Origin of the sequence: Modestobacter sp. VKM Ac-2983, from assembly GCF_026967885.1 — a bacterium.
Taxonomy (GTDB): domain Bacteria; phylum Actinomycetota; class Actinomycetes; order Mycobacteriales; family Geodermatophilaceae; genus Modestobacter.
Window position 1 is genome coordinate 632,776 of sequence record NZ_JAPVBK010000002.1, and the last position, 18,695, is coordinate 651,470.

Genomic DNA, 18,695 nt, shown 5'->3' on the forward strand with positions numbered 1-18,695 from the left:
GGACGTCGTCGTCCCCGCCGTCCGGCCGGGCGTCCCAGGCTAGGCCGGTCACCGGCTCAGCCGCGCGGCGCCAGCCCCGTCTCGTAGGCGACGATCACCGCCTGCACCCGGTCCCGCAGCTGCAGCTTGTGCAACAGCCGGCTCACGTGGGTCTTCACGGTCGTCTCCGAGAGCACCAGGCGGGCGGCGATCTCCGCGTTGCTCAGCCCGCCGGCCAGCTCACCCAGCACCTCCCGCTCCCGATCCGTGAGCCTGGCCAGGGCGGGGTGGTCCAGCCCCCGCCGCGGCAGCTGGACCGGTCCGGTGGGGAGCCGGTGTGCGTAGGCGTCCAGCAGCCGCCGGGTCAGGGTGGGCGCCATCACCGCATCGCCTCGGGCGACCGCTCGGACGGCGCCCGCCAGCTCGGCCGGCGGCACGTCCTTCAGCAGGAAGCCGCTGGCCCCGGCGCGCAGCCCGGCGAAGGCGTGCTCGTCCAGGTCGAAGGTGGTCAGGATGAGCACCCGCACCTCCGGGACGAGCGCGGCCAGCCGGCGCGTCGCCTCGATGCCGTCCATGCCGGGCATCCGCACGTCCATCAGCACGACATCGGGCCGCAGCCGCACCGCCTGCTCCACCGCGCCTGCTCCGTCGGACGCCTCGCCGACCACCGTCAGGTCGTCCTCGCCCTCCAGCACCAGGGTCATCCCGTGGCGCAGCAACGCTTGGTCGTCGACGAGCAGCAGCCGGATCACGCCACCGCCTCCGCCCCGGCGGTCAGCGGCAGCAGCAGGGCGACCCGCCAGCCTCCGCCGTCTACCGGGCCGGCCTCCAGGTCGGCGCCGTGCAGCGCGGCCCGCTGGTGCATCCCCAGCAGGCCGCGCCCCGGCGCCCCCGGCCCGCCCCGGCCGGCGCCCGCTGCCACCCCGTCGTCCAGCACCTCGAGCCGTACCGCTGTGGCTCCGACATCGAGCCGCACCTCGGCCCGGGTGGGGGAGGCCGCGTGCCGCAGCACGTTGGTGAGCGCCTCCTGGACCACGCGGTAGATGGTCAGCTGGGACATCGGGTCCAGCCCGTCGGCGGTGCCCCCGATCTGGAGCGAGACGTCCAGCCCGGCCGCACGCACCCGGTCGACCAGGTCGCCGATCCCGCCGATCCCCGGCTGCGGCGCCGGGCCAGGGCCAGGGCCGTCGTCCGGGGCGAGCACGCCGAGCAGGCGGCGCAGTTCCCGCAGTGCCTCGCGGCCGGTCGCGGACACCTGGGCCATCGCCTGGTGCGCGCGCTCCGGGGAGTGCCGGGCCGCCACCTGAGCGCCGTCGGCCAGCGACACCATCACGGTCACCTCGTGCGCCACGACGTCGTGCAGCTCACGGGCGATCCGGGCCCGCTCGGCGGCCAGCGCCTGCGCCGTCCGCTCGGCCGCGGCCCGGTTGCGGCCGGCCTCCCGCTCCGCCTCCTGTTCGGCCAGCACGAGCCGGCGCTCCCGCGCCAGTCGCCCCGCGGCGCCCACGGCGACGGCGGCGACCAGGGCGGCGACGCCGGCCACCAGCCGGTCGGCGGTCAGCGCCGTGTCGCTCACGCCGGCCAGACCGGCCAGCCCGAGCACCGCGACCGCCACGGGCAGCGCGGTCCGCGGCCAGCTGGACGCCTCGGTGACTGCGGTGCCCAGCGCGACGAGTGCGGCCGCCTCGCCACCCATCGGGCCGATCAGCCCCACGGTGAGGACCGCGATGGCGAGCACGGCGACCAGCGTGGCCAGCGGAGCCAGGCGTCGCCAGACGAGCGGGGCGACCAGCAGGAGGTTCGTCAGCGCGCCGAGCCACGGGCCGCCCGGATGGGTGACCTCGGCGGTGGTGGTGACCGCTGCGGTGAGGACGACGTGGACCAGGGCGGCCACCGACGCGTCCACCAGCAGCGGGTGTGCGCGGGCCCAGCGGGGCAACCGGCCGGCGACCTCCTCGCGCGGCACGGTCAGACGTCCCGGCGGCGCAGCACGACGGCCGCGACGAGCACGGCCACGACGGCCTCCCCGACGAGCACCGCGATCGCGGCCATCGGCGGCAACAGGTGGGCGGCCGGCGGCCGGTCGGTGAACACCAGGGCCTCGACCGCGCGGCCGGGCAGGAACGCGGTCACCCGGGGCGCAGTCACCACCACGGCCGGCAGCACGAGCAGGGCCAGGGTCACGCCCACGCCGCCGGCCGGCGAGCGGGTCAGCGTCCCCGCTGCGATGCCGATCGCGACCACGCAGACCAGGGCGAGTGCCGTGCCGGCCGCGGCGCGCAGCACCAGCGGGTGCAGCGGGCTGCCGGCGACCTCTGGCGCGGTCAGCGTCGCCAGCACCGTGCCGGCCGCGGCGCCGAGCACCAGCAGGACGAGCACCGCACCGCCGTGCACGGCGAGCTTGGCGGTGAGCACCAGGGTCCGGCGGGGGACGGCGGTGAACGTCGAGCGGGCCGTCGCCGCGCTGAACTCACCTGCGGCGGCGAGCACGGCCGTCGCGGCGACGAGGAGCTCGGCCAGCAGCAGTGCGGTGAACACCGCGCCGGCGCCGTCGCCGTCCGGCAGGGTGAGCCAGGTGCCGCCGAGCACGGCGAGGACGGCGGCGATCGCCGCGTAGCTCGCCACGGTCGACCGCAGGCTGCGCAGCTTCACCCACTCCGCACGGACGGCGCCGGACCACGCGCCGGCAGCGGTGCCCGCCCTGGCGACGGGGGTCGCGGCGGTCATCGGGACACCCGGCCCGCGTCGAACTCGACGGCGTCCTCGGTCAACGCCGCGAAGGCGTCCTCCAGCGACGGCTGCTCGGGGACCAGTTCGTGCACGGGCAGGCCGTGCTCCCGGGCCAGCTCGCTGATCCGCTCGGCCGTGGCGCCCTCCACCCGGAGGACGTCGCCGGCCGGGGCGCTCAGCAGCACGCCCGGTGCGGCGAGCAGTCCGTGCAGCCGGCGGGCGTCCGGGGTGCGGACCCGTACGGCCGGCCGGGACACCGACGCCAGCAGCTCGCCCAGCGGGGCATCGGCCAGCAGGCGGCCCCGGCCGAGGACGACCAGGTGATCGGCGGTCGTCGCCATCTCGGCGAGCAGGTGGCTGGAGACCAGCACCGTGCGCCCCTGGTCGGCGAGCTGACGGAGCAGGGCACGCAGCCAGCGGACGCCGTCGGGGTCCAGGCCGTTGACCGGCTCGTCGAGCAGCACCACGGCAGGGTCGCCGAGCAGCGCCGCGGCGATGCCCAGGCGCTGGCTCATGCCCAGGGAGAAGCCGCCGGACCGGCGGTGCGCGACGTCGGTCAGGCCGACCAGGTCCAGCACCTCGTCCACCCGGCGCCGGGGCAGCCGATGGGTGGCCGCCAGCACGTGGAGATGGGCGCGGGCCGTGCGCCCGGGGTGCACCCCACGCGCGTCCAGGAGCGCACCGACCCGGGTCAGCGGCCAGGGGTGGTCGGCGTACCGCCGGCCGTCCACCAGCACCCGGCCGCTCGTCGGCGCGTCCAGCCCGACCGCCATCCGCAGGGTGGAGGACTTGCCGGACCCGTTCGGTCCGAGGAGGCCGGTGACCCGCCCCGGGTGCACGGTGACGGTCAGGTCGCGGACGGCCCACCGGTCCCCGTGGCGCTTGCTCACACAGTCGACGTCGATCACGCGGTCGACGCTAGGGACGCGCGGCCCCCGCGGCGTCCTCCCTGCGGACGATCTCCGGCAGCGGCCGGTACGGCGTGCGGAGGAGGCGCCGTGCGTGGGTCAGCCGAGGCGGCAGGCGCAGCCGCGGTCCAGTGTCCCCGCGGCGGTGGCCAGGCAGAACCGGGCCCCGATCGGGTCGTGGGCGTCCATCGGGTGGGCGCAGGCCGGGCAGCCGGGCTCGTCGCCGGTGCGGTCGGCGGGGGCCGGGAGGGCGGTGGTGGGCGAGGGGGCGTACGTGGGTGCGGTCATGGCGAGGCCTGACTCCGCCGACGGCTCGGCGGTGGTGCCCCGGGAGGGGATCGCCGCCCTGGACGGCTGTCCGGGACCGGCGAGGTGACCGTGGGCCCGACGCTACGCCGGTGGCGAGGCCGGGCGCGCCCGCCGGGCCGCGCCACGGCACGCACCCGGGCGGGAGCACCGCCGCGGCCGGGTGGGTGCGGCGTACCGTCCGGCCCCTGGAGCCGACCGGTTCTGCGATGAGGAGTGGTCATGGTCGACAAGAACGCATCGAAGAAGTCCGGCTCGAGCATCAAGGAGAAGCGGGCTGCCAAGAAGGCGTCCACGGACACCGCCTCGGGCATGGAGAAGCTGACGCACGGCAAGAAGTGAGCCCGCGCCCGGTCCCCCAGCCGGGGGACCGGGCGGTCAGGCCGACTGCTGGGCGACCAGCTCGCGCAGCGCGGCGACGACCATCGCGTGGTCCTCCACCTGCGGCAGCCCGGAGACCACCACCACGCCGACCGGGCCGACGTCGCGCACCAGCAGCGGGAAGCCCCCGCCGTGGGCCACGTACTGCTGCGGGTCCAGCCCGAACTCCTCCTCGAACGTCGTCCCGGCCTCGCGGGCGCGCTGGCCGACGTAGAGCGAGCTGTGCCCGAACCGGTGCACGGTGGCGGCCTTGCGCGCGATCCAGGCGTCGTCGTTGGTGAAGCCGCGCAGCTGCAGCTCCTCCTCCTGCGCGGCGAGCTCGGTCAGGGCGGGGAAGTCGCTCATGGTCAGACCTCGGTCACGTCGAAGGTGCGGGTGGGGTTGACGTACTCGTCCTGGGCGGCGACCAGCAGGATCTCGCGCGAGCCGGCGTCGGCGGTGCGCTGCAGCAGGCCGAAGACCGACGCCGCGGCCCGGGCCAGCGCCTCGCCGGCCGACCGGGTGCTCAGCCAGTGCGCCAGGAACAGCGCCGCGATCGCGTCGCCGGCACCGTTCACCGACAGGTCCAGGCGCGGCGTGCGGACCAGGAAGTGCCGGCCGCCCTCCGACGCCAGCAGGTCCACGGCGTCGTCCGGGGTGTCCTCGGTGACCAGCGAGGTGGTCAGCACCACGCGCGGGCCGAGCGCCTGGACGGCGGCCACCGCGTCCTTGACCGAGCCCAGTGACCGGGTCTCGGACTGGGACAGCAGGTCCAGCTCGTAGTGGTTCGGGGTGACGATGTCGGCGGCCGGGACGGCGACGTCCCGCATGAACTCCGGGATGCCGGGCCGGACGAACACCCCGCGCCCGACGTCGCCGATCACCGGGTCGCAGCACCAGACCGCCGCCGGGTTGGCGCTGCGCACCTTGGCCACCGAGCCGAGCACGGCGTGCCCGATGTCGGCCGATCCCAGGTACCCGGACAGCACGGCGTCGCAGCTGCCCAGCACGCCGCGGTCCTCGATGCCCTGCACCACCTCGTCGACGGCCTGGCCGTCGAACACCCGGCCGGTCCAGGCGCCGTAGCCGGTGTGGTTGGAGAACTGGACGGTGTGCACCGGCCAGACCTCCACGCCCAGCCGCTGCAGCGGGAACACCGCCGAGGCGTTGCCGGCGTGGCCGTAGGCGACGTGGGACTGGATCGACAGGACGTTCACCATGCGGCAGAACATCGCACATCGATCCCGGGCGGGTCAGCCGCGGGGCTGGACCTCGCCCATCGGGCCCCAGCCGGCCAGATCGGGGGAGTCGACGTACATGATCGACGGCGTCGCCGAGACCCAGTCCGGCATCTCGGAGATCGCCTTCCGGAAGTGGTCGGAGGAGGTGTGCACCGCACCGGCCTCGGCGTCGCGGAACCCCTCCACGAGCACCCAGGTGTGCGGCTCCTCCACGCTGCGGGACCACTCGAAGAAGACGTTGCCCGGCTCGGCGCGCACCGCCTCGGTGAACTCCCGGACGAGCTCGGGCCAGCGCTCGTCGAACTCCGGACGGACCGGCCACTTCACCACGATGAGGATCACCGGGTCAGCGTAGGTCGCTCGCCCCATGCCGCACCCGCCGGTGGCGTCCCACCGGATGGGACGCCGTTGACCGGTGCTCGTGTGGTGCGGTTCACTCTCTCGGGCCACTTCCGATAGTTCTCGGAACTGGTCAGGTCACGCAGCAGCGCTGCTCGCGCACCGACCCGAGGAGAACGACACATGGGACGACGACGTCTGGGAGCCGGGGCAGCGATGCTCGGCATGGTCGCCACGGCGGGGGTGGTGGCGGCGCCGTCAGCCGGTGCCGCGCCCGCAACCGTGCACACGGCCGACTTCGAGCAGGACACCGGCGGCTGGTCCGGCCGCGGGACGGCGCAGGTCGCACCCAGCACCACCCAGGCGCGCACCGGTGCGCAGAGCCTGGCGGTCACCGGGCGCACCGACACCTGGCACGGCCCGGCGCTGGACGCCGCCGCGCTGCTGCCGGCCGGCAGCTGGGAGGTCGAGGCGTGGGTGCGGCTCGCCGACACCACGCCGGAGCCGGAGACCGACGTCGTGACGATGAGCGCGGCGCGGACGCCCACGGGCGGCTCGACCAGCTACGACACCGTGGCCTGGCAGGTCGCCGTCTCCGACAGCTCCTGGACCAAGGTCAGCGGCACCTACGAGTTCGGCACCAGCAACAGCGGCCTGGAGCTCTACCTGGAGAGCCCCGACGCGACCCAGGCGTTCTTCGTCGACGACGTGACGATCACGGGCGAGGCGGCCGGGCCGGTCGAGCCCGGCACCCGGGTGGACCTGGCCACCGACTTCGAGAGCGGCGCCGGTGGCTGGGGTCCCCGTGGGGACGCCCGGGTCAGCACCACCACGGCCGATGCGCACAGCGGGTCCACGAGCCTGCTGGCGACCAACCGGCTGCAGGCCTGGCAGGGGCCGGCTCTCGACGTCACCGACGGGCTGGCCGTCGGCGAGACCGTGCAGGTGTCGGTCTGGGCGAAGCTGGCGCCGGGTCAGGCACCGGCGTCGCTCAAGGTCTCGGTCCAGCGGGACCGGGCCGGCGCGACGACCGCCTACGAGGGCGTCTCCGGCGCCTCCGCCGTCGTCACCGCCGAGGAGTGGACCCAACTGCGTGGCACGTACACGCTCGGTGCGGCGATCGACACCGCGCAGGTGTACGTCGAGGGCGACGCGGGGGTCGACTTCCTGATCGACGACTTCGCCCTGACCGGCTTCGCCGAGACCCCGCTCCAGGACGTCCCCGGGCTCGCCGCCGTGCTGGGCGATGACGGCTTCGAGCACGTCGGCGTGGCGATCGACCAGCGGGAGACCGTGGGCCGGCCGGCGCAGCTGGTGCAGCGGCACTTCGACGCGATCACCCCGGAGAACGACGGCAAGCCGGGTGAGATCCAGCCGGTGGAGGGCACCTTCACCTTCGGTGACCTCGACGCGCTGCTCGACTTCGCCGACGCCACCGGCACCGACGTCTACGGGCACGTGCTGGTCTGGCACAGCCAGACCCCGGACTGGTTCTTCCTCGACGGCGACCGCCCGCTGACCGACAGCCCGGCCGACCAGGCCCTGCTGCGCGCCCGGATGGAGGCGCACATCAAGGCGATCGCCGACCACGTCGACGCCCGGTACCCGGACGGCGACTCACCGATCTGGGCGATGGACGTGGTCAACGAGGTCATCGCCGACGGTGACAACGCCAACCCGCACGACATGCGGGACAGCCGCTGGTTCCAGGTCCTCGGCGAGGGCTTCGTGGACGAGGCGTTCCGGCTGGCCGACCGGTACTTCCCGGACACCGCGCTGTTCATCAACGACTACAACAGCGAGATGCCGACCAAGCGGGCCGACTACCTCGACCTGATCTCCAGCCTGGTCGAGCGCGGCGTGCCGATCGACGGGGTGGGCCACCAGGCCCACGTCGACTTCGCCCGCCCGGTGGAGTGGCTGGACGACTCGCTGACCGCCGTGGAGCAGCTCAGCGCCCGGACCGGGACGCCGCTGCTGCAGGCGATCACCGAGCTGGACGTGAGCAGCTCCAAGGAGAACAACGGCGCCGACGTCAGCAACGGCACCGTGCCGCAGCACTCGCCGGCGATGGCCGACCAGGACGCGGCCGAGACCGAGCTCGGGTACTACTACCGGGACCTGTTCGACATGCTGCGGGGCCACGCCGACTCCATCGAGGCGGTCACCTTCTGGGGGATCAGCACCGGCCGCAGCTGGCTGCGCACCTGGCCGGCGGCCCGGCCGTGGGAGTCGCCGCTGCCCTTCGACGACGACCTGCAGGTCCTGCCCGCCTACTGGGGCATCGTCGACCCGGCGCAGCTGGCGCCGCGTCCGGCCGACCAGCTCCCGCCGCGGATCGCCGGCACCGACGACGTGGCCGCCGACTCCACCAGCCCCGCCGGGGCCGTGGTGCGGTACGCGCTGCCGGAGGCCGGGGACACCCGGGACGGCGACGTGACGGCGACCTGCGCTCCTGCGCCGGGGGCGGTCTTCCCGATCGGCACCACCGAGGTGAGCTGCACGGCCACCGACAGCGCGGGCAACACGTCGAACCCGAGCACCTTCGACGTGGTGGTCACCCCGCCGGCGACGGAGACCGAGCTCTACCAGCAGATCAACAACGGGCCGGTTGTGCAGGCGAACGCCAAGCAGACCGTCCAGCTGGTCGTGCAGTTCGGCAACCGGGGCGCAGGCGTGCTGCTGGGCAGCTCGTTCGAGTACTCCTGCACCCAGACGGCAGGCCCGGCCCTGGCGCTGGACCTGGCGCCCGGGTCGGCCCGGCAGGTCGGCAACCGCGACTACCCGGCGGGCCAGAACGGGAACTTCACCCTGCGGGCCCGGCCCACGCAGGTCGGGCAGGTCACCTACGACTGCACGATGTCGATGACCGACAGCCGGGGTGCCCCGGTGAGCAGCACGACGACGGTCACCATCGACGTCCGACGCTGACCACCGGCTGACCGCACGGAGCCCCCGCCCGCCATCTGGTGGGCGGGGGCTCTCTGCGTCCGGGCCTCAGCCGCGCGCGGCCGCCAGCTCGGCGAGGGTCGGCGGGTTCGCCCCGGCGCGGGTGCAGGCGAGGGCGGCGACCAGCGCCGCGTCGTCCAGCAGGGCGGTCAGCTCGGTCTCGGGCAGGTCGCGCAGCTGGGCGGAGGTGAGCACGCCCGTGCGAGCGAGCCCGGCGAACAGCCCGGCGGCCAGGCTGTCGCCGGCCCCCACGGTGTCGACCACGGTCACCGACGGGGGCTGCACCCGCAGCACCGCGCCACCGGGGCGGGCCGCCCGCAGGGTGTCACCGCCGTCGGTGACGACCACCAGGGCGGGGCCCTCGGCGGCCCACCGGGCGGCGGCGTCGTCCAGGTCGGCCCCGGGCTCCAGCCACGCCAGGTCCTCCGCGCTCACCTTGACGATGTCGGCGACCCGGCGCAGCTCGGTCACCTGGGCGCGCACGGCGTCGGGGTCGGCGATGAGGGTCGGGCGCACGTTCGGGTCGAAGCTCACCAGCGCAGTGCCCTCGGCGCGCACCCGGCGCACCAGGTCGGCGATCGCCAGCGAGCCCGGCGGGGTCCAGCTGGAGATCGACCCGACGTGCACGATCCGGGTGTCGGCCGGCCAGGCCGCCGCCAGCTCGGCGGGCGTCCACTGCCAGTCGGCGGCGCCCACGGTGTGGAAGGAGTAGCTCGCCGACCCCTGCTCGGCCAGCTCGACCACGGCAAGGCTGACCGGTTCGGGCGCGGTGAGCATCGCGTCGGTGGCCACGCCGTTGCCGGCCGCGTGCTCGCGCAGCAGTGCACCGAACGGGCCGGGGCCGACCCGGGACATCAGGTGCGTGACCGCGCCGAGCCGCGCGGCCGCCACCGCGACGTTGAGCGCGTTGCCGCCGGGGAAGGCGGTGTACTGCGGCGGTGCGCCCGCAGCCGGGTCCCCGGAGGGGATCAGGTCGATGACGAGCTCGCCGCAGACGGTGATCACCGGCACACGGTAGCGGCGGCCCCGGGGTCGGGCACCCGGCGTCGCTCGCCCGACCGGGGCCGGTGCGCCGAGCCCCAACCGCCGGCCGCCGTCGACGTGGCCGCGGTCGTGCCGGCTCAGCGGTCGTTCGGGTAGACCACCCCGAGCTGCTCGCGGATCCCGTCCAGCAGCCGCATGGTGGCGAGCGAGTGCTCCAGCGGCATCACCGGGCTCTCGGTGAGCCCCTGCTGCAGGCAGCGGGTGACCTCCCGCAGCTCGTGCACGTAGCCCGAGCCGATCAGCCCGAACTCCTCGGTGCGGACGGCGCCGTCGCCGACCTGGACGTCCAGCCGGTTGGGCCGGTAGACCGAGTGGCCGCCGTCGGTGCGGATCCAGCCGTCGCTGCCGCAGATCAGCGCGGTGTGCGGCGAGCGGGCCAGCAGGGACGTCGTCAGCTGCGCCTGGGCGCCGGAGGCGTAGGTGAGCGTGAGGGCGTTCTGCGCGTCGACGCCCTCGGGGGTGACGGTGCCGGCGGCGCGCACCGAGTCGGGCAGCCCGAGGGTGCCCCAGGCCCACAGCAGCGGGTAGACGGCCAGGTCGAGCAGCGCACCGCCGCCGTCCGCGAGCGCCCAGATCCGGGCGGTGAGGTCCAGCGGCGCCGGGAACCCGACCTCCGCGGCGACCCAGTGCACGGTGCCGATCTCCCCGGAGGCGGCGATCTGCAGCGCCCGCTGGTACGCCGGCAGGAACCGGGTCCAGACCGCCTCCATCAGGAACAGCCCCCGCTCCCGGGCCAGGTCGACGAGCTCCTGGGCCTCCCTGGCGTTGATCGTGACCGGCTTCTCGCAGAGCACCGACTTGCCGGCGGTCAGCGCCGCCCGGACCACGTCGGCGTGCTGGGCGTGCGGGGTGGCGACGTAGACGACCTCGACGGCCGGGTCGGCGAGCAGGGCGTCCAGCCCCGACCGCGCCTCGTCGTCGGCGTACCAGGACGCGAAACCGAGCTGCTCGGCGAAGGCCTGGGCCCGCGCCGGCTGCCGCGAGCTGACCGCCTGCAGGACGGCGTCGGGCAGCAGCGCCAGGTCGGCGGTCACGGTCGCCGCGATCGCGCCGGTGGCCACCACGCCCCACCGGACCGGTCGCCCGGTCGGGGCCAGCGGGTCGGCGTCGAGGAGCTCCGGCCGGGCGATGAACGGCGAGGTGGGAGGCGCAGAGGTCATGCGGTCACGCTAGGGGAGGAGGTCGGCCAGTTCCCCGGCGCCCACGGCCCGGGCCAGCAGCGCCTCGGCGTCCCCCGGTTCCGAGCCACGCCAGGCGACGTGCTGGTCGGGGCGCACCAACAGCAGGTCCGCCCCGTAGCGCTCCCGGAGGCCGGGGACGTGGGCCAGGTCCACCACCCGGAACGGGACGTCGCGCCGTGCGGCCGCCACGGCGAGCGCCTCGGTGGCCGCCGAGCGGTCCAGCCGGAGCAGGGTGAACTCCTCGCCGAGCAGGTCGTACAGCGAGCGCCCGTCCGGCAGCCAGGTGTGCGGCAGCCGCGCGCCCGGGTGGGCCGACGGCCGGAACCCGACCAGTTCGGGGGCGGGCACCGGGAGGCCGTCGGGGACGACGACCGCCGAGTCGGGGTAGTCGTAGCCGAGCACCAGCCCGAGGCTGTGGAACTCCGGGTCCTTGACCTGCAGCCCCCGGGCCAGCGTGGCGCGCAGGGCCGCGCCCTCGGCGGTCTCGGCGTCCAGGTCGCCGGTGGCGAAGGACGGTGCCAGGAAGGCCTCCTGCGCCCCGGCCGCGTCGATGGTCCGCTCGGCCACCGGCCGGCGTTCGGCCTGGTAGCTGTCCAGCAGGTGCTCCGGTGCCCAGCCGCGCAGCACGGCGGCGAGCTTCCAGCCCAGGTTCACCGCGTCGCCGACGCAGGTGTTGAAGCCGTGCCCGCCCCACGGGGGGTTCAGGTGGGCGGCGTCCCCGACCAGGAACACCCGCTGGCCCCGGTACCGGTCGACCAGCAGCATCCGGGCCGACCAGGGGTCGGTGGCGAGGACCTCGACGTCGATCTCCGCGCCGGCCAGCGTCTGCACCAGCCCGACCGGGTCGACGTCCTCGGCCTCGGCGTCGACGCCCTGGACGATCGCCCACCAGGTGCCCTGCAGGTCCAGCCGCCCCATCAGCCCGCCGTGCTCGGCGCCGATCACCCAGTAGTGGACGCCGAGGGCGCACAGCTCCCGCGCCTCCAGCTGCGGGGAGCGGAAGGTGATGCTCACGTTCGGCAGGGTCCCGGAGGAGCCGGCGTACCGGGCGCCGATCGCCCGGCGGGTGACGCCGCTGCTGCCGTCGCAGCCGAGCAGCCAGTCGGCGGTGACCCGGTGACGCCCACCGTCCGGGCCCGCCAGCACGGCGGCCGCCGCGGTGGGGCCGTCGGTGACCTCGACGACGCGCCAGCCGATGAGGACGGTGACCGAGGGCAGCTCGGCGACGGCGTCCCGGAGCAGCTGCTCGACCAGCGGCTGCGGGGCCTGCTGGCCGGGCTCAGCGAAGTCGTCACGCTGCTCGGTGATGAGGCCGAACGCCTCGGGGAAGCGGGTGATCTCGTGTCCGAACAGGCCGGTGCAGAAGACGACGTCCTGGGCGTGCTCGACGGGCAGCGGCGCCAGCGCGCGCAGCCGGTCGGCCAGGCCCCAGCGACGCAGGTGCTCCATCGTGCGCACGCTGGTGGTCTTGGCGCGCGGGCGGAGCGGGTCGAGGGCGGCGCGCGGTTCGACGACGAGCACCTCGATGCCGCGCCGGCCGAGCTCCAGCGCGGCAGCCAGGCCACTGGGCCCCCCGCCGGCGATCAACACCGGGACGTGGGCTGGCACGGCGGTCATGGGATCTCCTGTCCTGGGCTGCGGTGCCCAGTGGCTGGGAAGGGGGGAGGGGGCGACGGGCATCCGGGCCGATCGACGCCGGTCCAGCATCCGTGGCGGGCGTCACGCCGCCGTAGCCCGATGCCATTGACCGGCAGAGCGAGACGCATCCGTCCTCAGGACCCGTGCGCGGCCTGCCACTGCCGGACCCAGGCCCGGCCGTAGTCGTTGCCGTGCGGGGTGCGCAGCACGGTGTGCACGTGGAAGGGCTGCGGGGTGGAGTAGTCGAGGAAGACGCCGCAGTGGTGGTCGAGCTCGGCGATGAGCACCGGGGACTGCACCCGGTAGTAGAAGGCGTCGCCGGGCTCGGCGCCGCCGATCCAGCTGAACCAGGTCTCGTCCAGGTGCCCGGTCACCTCGCGCATGCGGGCCCGGCGGGGACCTGCGGGCAGCAGGCCGACGAACTGCTCGACGATCCGCAGGACCAGCTGCCGGGCGTCGTCGGGCATCTCCGACACCCGGATGCCCTCGGGCGGGATGACCCGGTTGTCCTGGAAGGCGCCGGCCAGGTGCCGTTCGTCGCCGGGGTGCACCCGGCCCGGCGGCATGGCCGGGTCGACCATCTGCGCGTAGACGGTGGCGGCCTGCCGCTGCTCCGGCGGGAGGGCGGCCATCACCGCCAGGCCGGCGGCGATCCGCTCGGTGAACGACTCGGTCCCCGCGTGCGGGCCTGCGTCGATCTCGTTGGGCTCGGCGCCGAGGAAGACCGGGGAGAGCTGCATCCGGCCCTCGACGACGAGGCAGTTGAGGGCGCAGTGGTGACCGAACAGCTGCCAGCCCCAGGGGCTGCGCAGGTCAGGGGTGCCGTAGAGGGTGATGTTGTAGCTGAACTCGTTGAGCACGTTCGCCAGGCCGACGACCTCGCCGAGGAAGCCGTTGATCAGCATCATCGCGCGGGCGAGCTCGAAGCCCTCCGGGGACAGGGACGCGCGGACCAGCGCCAGCGCCTTCCACCGCACCTCCGGGGACTGGAACTCCAGCCGCAGGCCGGTGTCGAACTGCATGAACTCCGGGTTGGCCCAGGTCTGCCACTCCGGTGCGTCCACCGGGAAGGTGACCCGGTCCCGGCCGTCGTCGTCCAGGGCGGCCAGCAGGTCCTGCGCCGCCGCGACCATGGCCGCGACCGGCGCCTCCTCGCCCGGCTCGGCCGGGGTGAGCGGGTACAGCCCCTCGCGCAGCGTGCCGTCGGAGGTGACGCCGCGGAACTCCTGCAGGTACAGCGGCGTCCAGCCCTCGACCAGCCCGCCGGTGAAGGTGCCCGGGGTCCGCGCATGCTCCCGGTAGGCGTGGGGGTCCAGGCCGCGGACCCCGGCCAGCCGGGGGTGCTCGTGCGGGAAGAGGTACTGCCGGAACTCACCGGACACGGCGCGCCTCGCTGCCCACGATCGTGTTGGTCAGCACGCCGAGCCGGTCGACCTCGACCTCGACGACGTCGCCGGGCTGCATGAGCCACGGGGGTGTCCGGGCGTAGCCCACCCCCGACGGCGTGCCGGTCGCCAGCACGTCACCGGGCCGCAGGGTGAAGGTGCGGGAGATCAGCGAGAGCGTGTCGCCGACGGTGTAGACCATCTCGTCGGTGCGGCCGTCCTGGACGGTCTCGCCGTTGACCCGGGTCTGCACCCGCAGGCCGTCACGTAGGTCACCGACCTCGGAGGCACCGACCAGCGGCCCCAGCGGGCCGGACCGGTCGCCGTTCTTGCCGAGGATCCACTGGCTGGTGAGCTTCTGCGCCCGCCGGGAGGTCAGGTCGTTGAAGGTCGAGTAGCCGACGACGGCGGCCAGCGCCTCGTCGGGGGTGGCGTCGACCAGCGTGCTGCCGACGTAGGCCACCACCTCGCCCTCCCAGTCCAGCCCGTCCTCGTCGGCCGGGACCGGCACCTCCGCGCCGTCCACGGTCAGCGACTGGGTCCAGCGGGCGAACAGCGTCGGGTACGGCGGGACCTCCTGGTCGCGGAAGCTGCCCTCCGCGACGTGCTTGAGGTAGTTCAGCCCGATGCAGATGACCCGGGCGCCGGGCAGCACCGGCGGCACGAACTCGACGTCGGTGGCGGCCAGCGTCTCCCCGCGGGGCTCGCGCGACAGGTGCCCGGCGGCGTCGGCCCAGAAGTCGTCCAGGCCGGCGACGACGGTGACCGAGGCACCGTCGTCGGACAGCGCGGCGACCTGCACCTCGCCGCCGTCCCGGCGGATGCCGACTGTCCTCATGCTCGGTCTCCTTCGTCGATCAGGTGGTGCCGCAGGAAGGTGATCGTGCGGTCGAGTGCGTCGGTGGCCGCGTCCGGTGCGCCGAGCCACATGTGGTCGGCGTCGTCGTAGGTGTGCAGCTCCACGTCCGTCCCCGCCGCGGCCAGGGCGGCGTGCAGCCGCTGGCTCTGTGCGGTCGCGACGAACCGGTCGGCCCGGCCGTGCAGCAGCAGGACCGGTGGCGCGGCGGGGGAGACGTGCGTGATCGGGCTGGCCTGGGCGGCCAGGTCGGCGGCCGCGGACACCGGGGCGCCGATCAGCTGGGACTCCCGGCTGGTCGGGTCGGCCGGGTCGTTGCCGATGTCGGTCGCCACCGCCCCGATGTCGCTGGGGGCGTACCAGGCGGCCACGGCGGCGACCGCGCTGGACGGGCCGGTGGCCCCGACCTCGCCCTCGAGGGCGGGGTCGGTCACCAGCCCGAGCAGCTCGGCGAGATGGCCGCCGGCCGACTCGCCCCAGGAGGCGACCCGGTCGGCGTCCACCCCCAGCTCGGTGGCGCGGGAACGCAGCCAGCGGACGGCGGCCTTGGCGTCGTGCAGCTGCGCCGGCCACGCCGCCTCCCCGGAGAGCCGGTAGTCGACGCTGGCCACCGCGATGCCGGCCAGGGCCACCTGCTCGAACGGCGTCGGGACGGCGTCCCGGTACATCGGGCCGACGGCGTGCCGGCTGCCCAGCCGCCACCCGCCGCCGTGCAGGAAGACCACGACCGGCGCCGGGCCGCCACCTGCCGGCAGGTACAGGTCGAGCTCCAGCGGCCGGGCGCCGGGCAGGGCCGCGTACGGCACGCCGGACAGCACCCGGACGCCGCCGGCGCCCGCGCGGGCCGGGGGCAGCGGCGCCTCGTGGGCGGGTGGGGGGAGCGGGAGGGCGGGCGTGGGCACGGGTCTCCTCAGGGCGCGCTCCCGGCGCCGAGGGCGGCTGTGCTCTCGGCGCCGGGAACGGGGCGGTGGTCGGCGCGGGTCAGGCGGTGGGCTCGGGCCACTGGAAGTCGGGCTTGAACTGCATGTTGTGCTGCTGCGCAGCGGCCTGCATGCGCGGGAAGTCCGGGATGAACGGCGGCTGGTCGGCAGCCGTGGAGTCCGTCGGGGTGCCCATGTGCTGAAAGAACCGCTCGAACCCGCCGGAGAGCGTGCCCATCATCCGGGCGTGCTCGACGATCTGGTAGGCGTGCGCGAACCCGGCCGGTACGTAGCCGAAGTCGCCCGGGGCAAGCAGCTGCGACTGCTTGCCGCCCTCGGCGTCCTCGAAGAACAACCGGACCTTGCCCTCGAGCACGTAGAAGGTCTCGTGGGTCTCGTTGTGCGAGTGGGTCGGGATGACGTCGCCGGCGGGGGAGTCCGCGGTGATGATGCCGAACTGGCCGTCCGTCTCGTCGCCGGACAGCAACACGGTGAACAGGTCACCGAAGAGCTTGGCGTGCTCGCCCTCGCCGCGGCGGAGCACGTAGGGCTGCGGCTTGCCGGGCAGGACGCCCTGCCACTGCGGGCCCTTCGCGGGGTCGATCAGGTACTCGAAGCTCATGGGGTGCTCCCGGGTCGGTGTCGGCGTTGACGGTCCTGAGCCTCGGTGACCGGGGTCACCGAGGCCCAGGGTGGTGCCATTGGGCGGCAGGTGGATCAGGCGAGGCCGTTGCGCTTCGCGACGTCGCCCAGCCAGGCCAGGCTGGGCTTCGGCGTGCGGGCGAAGGTCTCGCGGTCGACGGCGACCAGGCCGAAGGTGGGCGCGAAGCCGAGCATCCACTCGAAGTTGTCCAGCAGGCTCCAGTGCACGTAGCCCCGGACGTCGGCTCCATCTGCGATCGCCGCGGCCAGGCCGCGCAGCGCGTCGGTGGTGAAGGCGATCCGGTCGGCGTCGTCGGCGGTGGCGATGCCGTTCTCGGTGACCATCAGCGGGGTCCCCGGCAGTACCGAGGACGCGTACCGGATCGCGGCGCCGAGGGCCTCCGGCCGGCGTTCCATGCCGTGGGCCAGCGTCTGCCGGTCGGCCGGCGGGGCGATCAGCCCATCGGCGCCGAACCGCTGGGCGGTGTAGATCTGCAGCCCCACGAGGTCGTCGCCCGCCGCGGCCTGCAGGAACTGGTCCATCATCGCCGCGCGCGCGGTCTGCAGGTGCTCCTGGCCGCCGCCGTCGTCGATGTACTCCAGGCCGACCAGGGACATGCCGGACGGGGGAGCGCCGGCCCCCCGCAGCACCTCCGTGCTGCGGCGGTGCAGCCCGATCAGGGCCTCGGCGACGCCCTGGTCGGGTGCGGGCAGGCCGTGGATCGGCTCGCCGCGCCGGGCCATCGCGCCGATCACCGGCTGGACCGCCATCAGGTTCGGCTCGTTGAGGGTGAGCACGTGCTCGGCGTGCTCGACCGCAGGCAGGGCCAGCTCGGTGAACCGGGCGACCCGGTCGCCGGCCTTCGGGCCGGTCCAGCCGCCGTCGTGCATCATCCAGCGCGGCATCGTGAAGTGGACCAGCGTGACGATCGGGGCCAGCCCGCGATCGCGGCACCCGTCCACGATCCGCCGGTAGTGGTCCAGGGCCGAGCGGGAGAGCTCGCCCTCGGCCGGTTCGATCCGGCTCCACTCCAGGCTGAACCGGTAGGTGTTCAGCCCGGCCCCGGCGACGAGGTCGAGGTCGGCCTCCCACCGGTTCCAGGAGTCGCACGCGTCGCCGCTGGACTCGACGAAGGGCGAGTGCGGGGCGTGCTCCATCTCCCAGTGGTCGTTGTTGACGTTGCCGCCCTCGACCTGGTGCGCGGCGGTGGCGGTGCCCCACAGGAAGCCGTCCGGGAATCGGGTCATGCGGTGGGCCTCCAGCGGTGTCGGGAGGCCGTGCCGCACGGGCAGGCACGGCGCTCCTCGTTGATCGACGTCCCGCGAGCATGCGTGACGCCGCTCACCGTGATCAGCACCGCTGCCGGCCAATGGCAGACGAGTCGGATCAGGGGGTCCCGGGTGCCCGCCAGGCGCCGAGCCCACGGGAGATGCCCCGTGCGGCCGTGCGCACCGCCGGCCCGAGGAGCCGTGGCTCGGCGTTCTCCGCGGGCACCAGCACCGACAGCGCGGCGACCACGGTGCCCTGCGCGTCGTGCACCGGGGCGGCCACGGAGACGATCGGCTCCGGGGCGCCCCGGCGGAAGGTGGCCAGCCCGTCCCGCCGGATCTCCGCCAGCGTGCGCCGCAGCGCCGCCGGCGACACCGGGATCTTCTCCGGGAGGTGCATCAGCGGCTGCCCGAGCACCTGCTCCTGGAACCCGGACTCCGCGAAGGCGAGGAGCACCAGTCCGACCCCGGTGGAGTGCAGGGGCATCCGCCCGCCGGGCCGGTAGAGGGCGGCGACGGCCCCGTGGGAGGAGAGCCGCTCCACCATCACCGCCTCCTCGCCCTCCAGCACGGCGAGGAGCACGTGCTGGCGGGTGACCTCCTCCAGGTCGCCCATGAAGGGGAGGGCCACCCGGCGCAGCTCGTGGCTGCGGGGGGTGAGTGACGCCACCTCCCACAGCCGCATGCCGATGGAGAAGCGGCCGTCGGCACCGCGCTCGAGGGCGCCCCACTCCAGCAGCCGGCCGGCCAGCCGCAGCGCCGAGCTGGCCGGGATGCCCGTGCGCCGGCTGAGCTCGCTGAGGGTCAGGTACGGGCGGTTGCTGTCGAAGGCGCCGAGCAGGGCGAGGGCCCGGTCGACGACGGGATCGCCCTGCGGAGGGCGTCGGCCGCGGACCCGCGTGCTGGGGGAGACGTCGTCCGTCACGCAAGAGGCTCCTGGATCTCGTC

The 18,695-nt window shown here is 74.9% G+C and carries 18 protein-coding genes; 1 reads left to right on the forward strand and 17 read right to left on the reverse strand.

Translation table 11 applies throughout. The annotated features are described in order from the left end of the window. Window positions 1-56 precede the first annotated feature (56 nt). The 8 genes from O2W18_RS09450 to O2W18_RS09485 form a co-directional block, all read right to left on the reverse strand. Window positions 57-731 carry a response regulator gene (locus tag O2W18_RS09450; RefSeq protein ID WP_269163404.1) on the reverse strand — a complete coding sequence of 225 codons (675 nt, stop codon included), beginning with the start codon at window positions 729-731 and terminating at the stop codon, window positions 57-59. Then, window positions 728-1,945, reverse strand: coding sequence for a sensor histidine kinase (locus O2W18_RS09455; RefSeq protein ID WP_269187280.1), 1,218 nt, complete (start codon window positions 1,943-1,945; stop codon window positions 728-730). Before O2W18_RS09455 ends, O2W18_RS09450 begins: the two co-directional genes overlap by 4 nt. Window positions 1,946-1,947: 2 nt before the next feature. Then, window positions 1,948-2,706 carry a hypothetical protein gene (locus O2W18_RS09460; RefSeq protein WP_269187281.1) on the reverse strand — a complete coding sequence of 253 codons (759 nt, stop codon included), beginning with the start codon at window positions 2,704-2,706 and terminating at the stop codon, window positions 1,948-1,950. Beyond that, complete coding sequence (locus O2W18_RS09465; RefSeq protein WP_269187282.1) at window positions 2,703-3,617, reverse strand: ATP-binding cassette domain-containing protein; 915 nt, start codon at window positions 3,615-3,617, stop codon at window positions 2,703-2,705. Before O2W18_RS09465 ends, O2W18_RS09460 begins: the two co-directional genes overlap by 4 nt. A 99-nt stretch (window positions 3,618-3,716) precedes the next feature. After that, window positions 3,717-3,905: an RGCVC family protein gene (locus O2W18_RS09470; protein ID WP_269187283.1), complete on the reverse strand. Its 189-nt coding sequence runs from the start codon at window positions 3,903-3,905 to the stop codon at window positions 3,717-3,719. 396 nt (window positions 3,906-4,301) lie between these two features. Further along, window positions 4,302-4,649, reverse strand: coding sequence for a heme-binding protein (locus tag O2W18_RS09475; protein ID WP_269187284.1), 348 nt, complete (start codon window positions 4,647-4,649; stop codon window positions 4,302-4,304). Between the two features lie 2 nt (window positions 4,650-4,651). Further along, on the reverse strand, window positions 4,652-5,503 hold the full coding sequence (pdxY, locus tag O2W18_RS09480; protein WP_269187285.1) for a pyridoxal kinase PdxY: 852 nt from the start codon (window positions 5,501-5,503) through the stop codon (window positions 4,652-4,654). Window positions 5,504-5,536: 33 nt separating this feature from the next. Further along, window positions 5,537-5,866: a putative quinol monooxygenase gene (locus O2W18_RS09485; RefSeq protein ID WP_269173244.1), complete on the reverse strand. Its 330-nt coding sequence runs from the start codon at window positions 5,864-5,866 to the stop codon at window positions 5,537-5,539. A 180-nt stretch (window positions 5,867-6,046) separates the two neighbouring features. On the opposite strand from O2W18_RS09485, the gene O2W18_RS09490 reads away from it, so the two are divergent. Next, on the forward strand, window positions 6,047-8,794 hold the full coding sequence (locus tag O2W18_RS09490; RefSeq protein WP_269187286.1) for an endo-1,4-beta-xylanase: 2,748 nt from the start codon (window positions 6,047-6,049) through the stop codon (window positions 8,792-8,794). Window positions 8,795-8,860: 66 nt separating this feature from the next. Here O2W18_RS09490 and O2W18_RS09495 read toward each other — a convergent pair whose 3' ends face one another. The 9 genes from O2W18_RS09495 to O2W18_RS09535 form a co-directional block, all read right to left on the reverse strand. After that, entirely contained in the window at window positions 8,861-9,817 is a 957-nt protein-coding gene (locus tag O2W18_RS09495; RefSeq protein ID WP_269187287.1) for a carbohydrate kinase family protein, read from the reverse strand. 116 nt (window positions 9,818-9,933) lie between these two features. Beyond that, window positions 9,934-11,016, reverse strand: a complete 1,083-nt coding sequence (locus tag O2W18_RS09500; RefSeq protein ID WP_269187288.1) for a Gfo/Idh/MocA family protein — start codon at window positions 11,014-11,016, stop codon at window positions 9,934-9,936. A gap of 9 nt (window positions 11,017-11,025) precedes the next feature. After that, a complete protein-coding gene (locus tag O2W18_RS09505; RefSeq protein WP_269187289.1) occupies window positions 11,026-12,654 on the reverse strand; it encodes an FAD-dependent monooxygenase in 1,629 nt (542 codons plus the stop codon). Window positions 12,655-12,809: 155 nt separating this feature from the next. Then, window positions 12,810-14,057, reverse strand: a complete 1,248-nt coding sequence (locus O2W18_RS09510; RefSeq protein WP_269187290.1) for a DUF3500 domain-containing protein — start codon at window positions 14,055-14,057, stop codon at window positions 12,810-12,812. After that, on the reverse strand, window positions 14,047-14,898 hold the full coding sequence (locus O2W18_RS09515; protein ID WP_269187291.1) for a fumarylacetoacetate hydrolase family protein: 852 nt from the start codon (window positions 14,896-14,898) through the stop codon (window positions 14,047-14,049). Before O2W18_RS09515 ends, O2W18_RS09510 begins: the two co-directional genes overlap by 11 nt. Next, the gene (locus O2W18_RS09520; protein WP_269187292.1) at window positions 14,895-15,818 is read right to left on the reverse strand and encodes an alpha/beta hydrolase; all 924 of its coding nucleotides are present in this window, start codon (window positions 15,816-15,818) and stop codon (window positions 14,895-14,897) included. Before O2W18_RS09520 ends, O2W18_RS09515 begins: the two co-directional genes overlap by 4 nt. A gap of 79 nt (window positions 15,819-15,897) precedes the next feature. Then, on the reverse strand, window positions 15,898-16,458 hold the full coding sequence (locus O2W18_RS09525) for a quercetin 2,3-dioxygenase (protein ID WP_269187293.1): 561 nt from the start codon (window positions 16,456-16,458) through the stop codon (window positions 15,898-15,900). 95 nt (window positions 16,459-16,553) lie between these two features. Next, window positions 16,554-17,726 carry a glycoside hydrolase family 1 protein gene (locus O2W18_RS09530; protein WP_269187294.1) on the reverse strand — a complete coding sequence of 391 codons (1,173 nt, stop codon included), beginning with the start codon at window positions 17,724-17,726 and terminating at the stop codon, window positions 16,554-16,556. A 139-nt stretch (window positions 17,727-17,865) separates the two neighbouring features. Then, window positions 17,866-18,672, reverse strand: a complete 807-nt coding sequence (locus tag O2W18_RS09535; protein WP_269187295.1) for an IclR family transcriptional regulator — start codon at window positions 18,670-18,672, stop codon at window positions 17,866-17,868. Between the last annotated feature and the right edge of the window lie 23 nt (window positions 18,673-18,695).

Coding starts and splice junctions, on each gene's coding strand:
- O2W18_RS09460 (WP_269187281.1), bottom strand. CDS start 2,706: ATGACCGCCGCGACCCCCGTCGCCAGGGCGGGCACCGCTGCCGGCGCG.
- O2W18_RS09470 (WP_269187283.1), bottom strand. CDS start 3,905: ATGACCGCACCCACGTACGCCCCCTCGCCCACCACCGCCCTCCCGGCC.
- O2W18_RS09475 (WP_269187284.1), bottom strand. CDS start 4,649: ATGAGCGACTTCCCCGCCCTGACCGAGCTCGCCGCGCAGGAGGAGGAG.
- pdxY (WP_269187285.1), bottom strand. CDS start 5,503: ATGGTGAACGTCCTGTCGATCCAGTCCCACGTCGCCTACGGCCACGCC.
- O2W18_RS09490 (WP_269187286.1), top strand. CDS start 6,047: ATGGGACGACGACGTCTGGGAGCCGGGGCAGCGATGCTCGGCATGGTC.
- O2W18_RS09500 (WP_269187288.1), bottom strand. CDS start 11,016: ATGACCTCTGCGCCTCCCACCTCGCCGTTCATCGCCCGGCCGGAGCTC.
- O2W18_RS09505 (WP_269187289.1), bottom strand. CDS start 12,654: ATGACCGCCGTGCCAGCCCACGTCCCGGTGTTGATCGCCGGCGGGGGG.
- O2W18_RS09515 (WP_269187291.1), bottom strand. CDS start 14,898: ATGAGGACAGTCGGCATCCGCCGGGACGGCGGCGAGGTGCAGGTCGCC.
- O2W18_RS09525 (WP_269187293.1), bottom strand. CDS start 16,458: ATGAGCTTCGAGTACCTGATCGACCCCGCGAAGGGCCCGCAGTGGCAG.
- O2W18_RS09530 (WP_269187294.1), bottom strand. CDS start 17,726: ATGACCCGATTCCCGGACGGCTTCCTGTGGGGCACCGCCACCGCCGCG.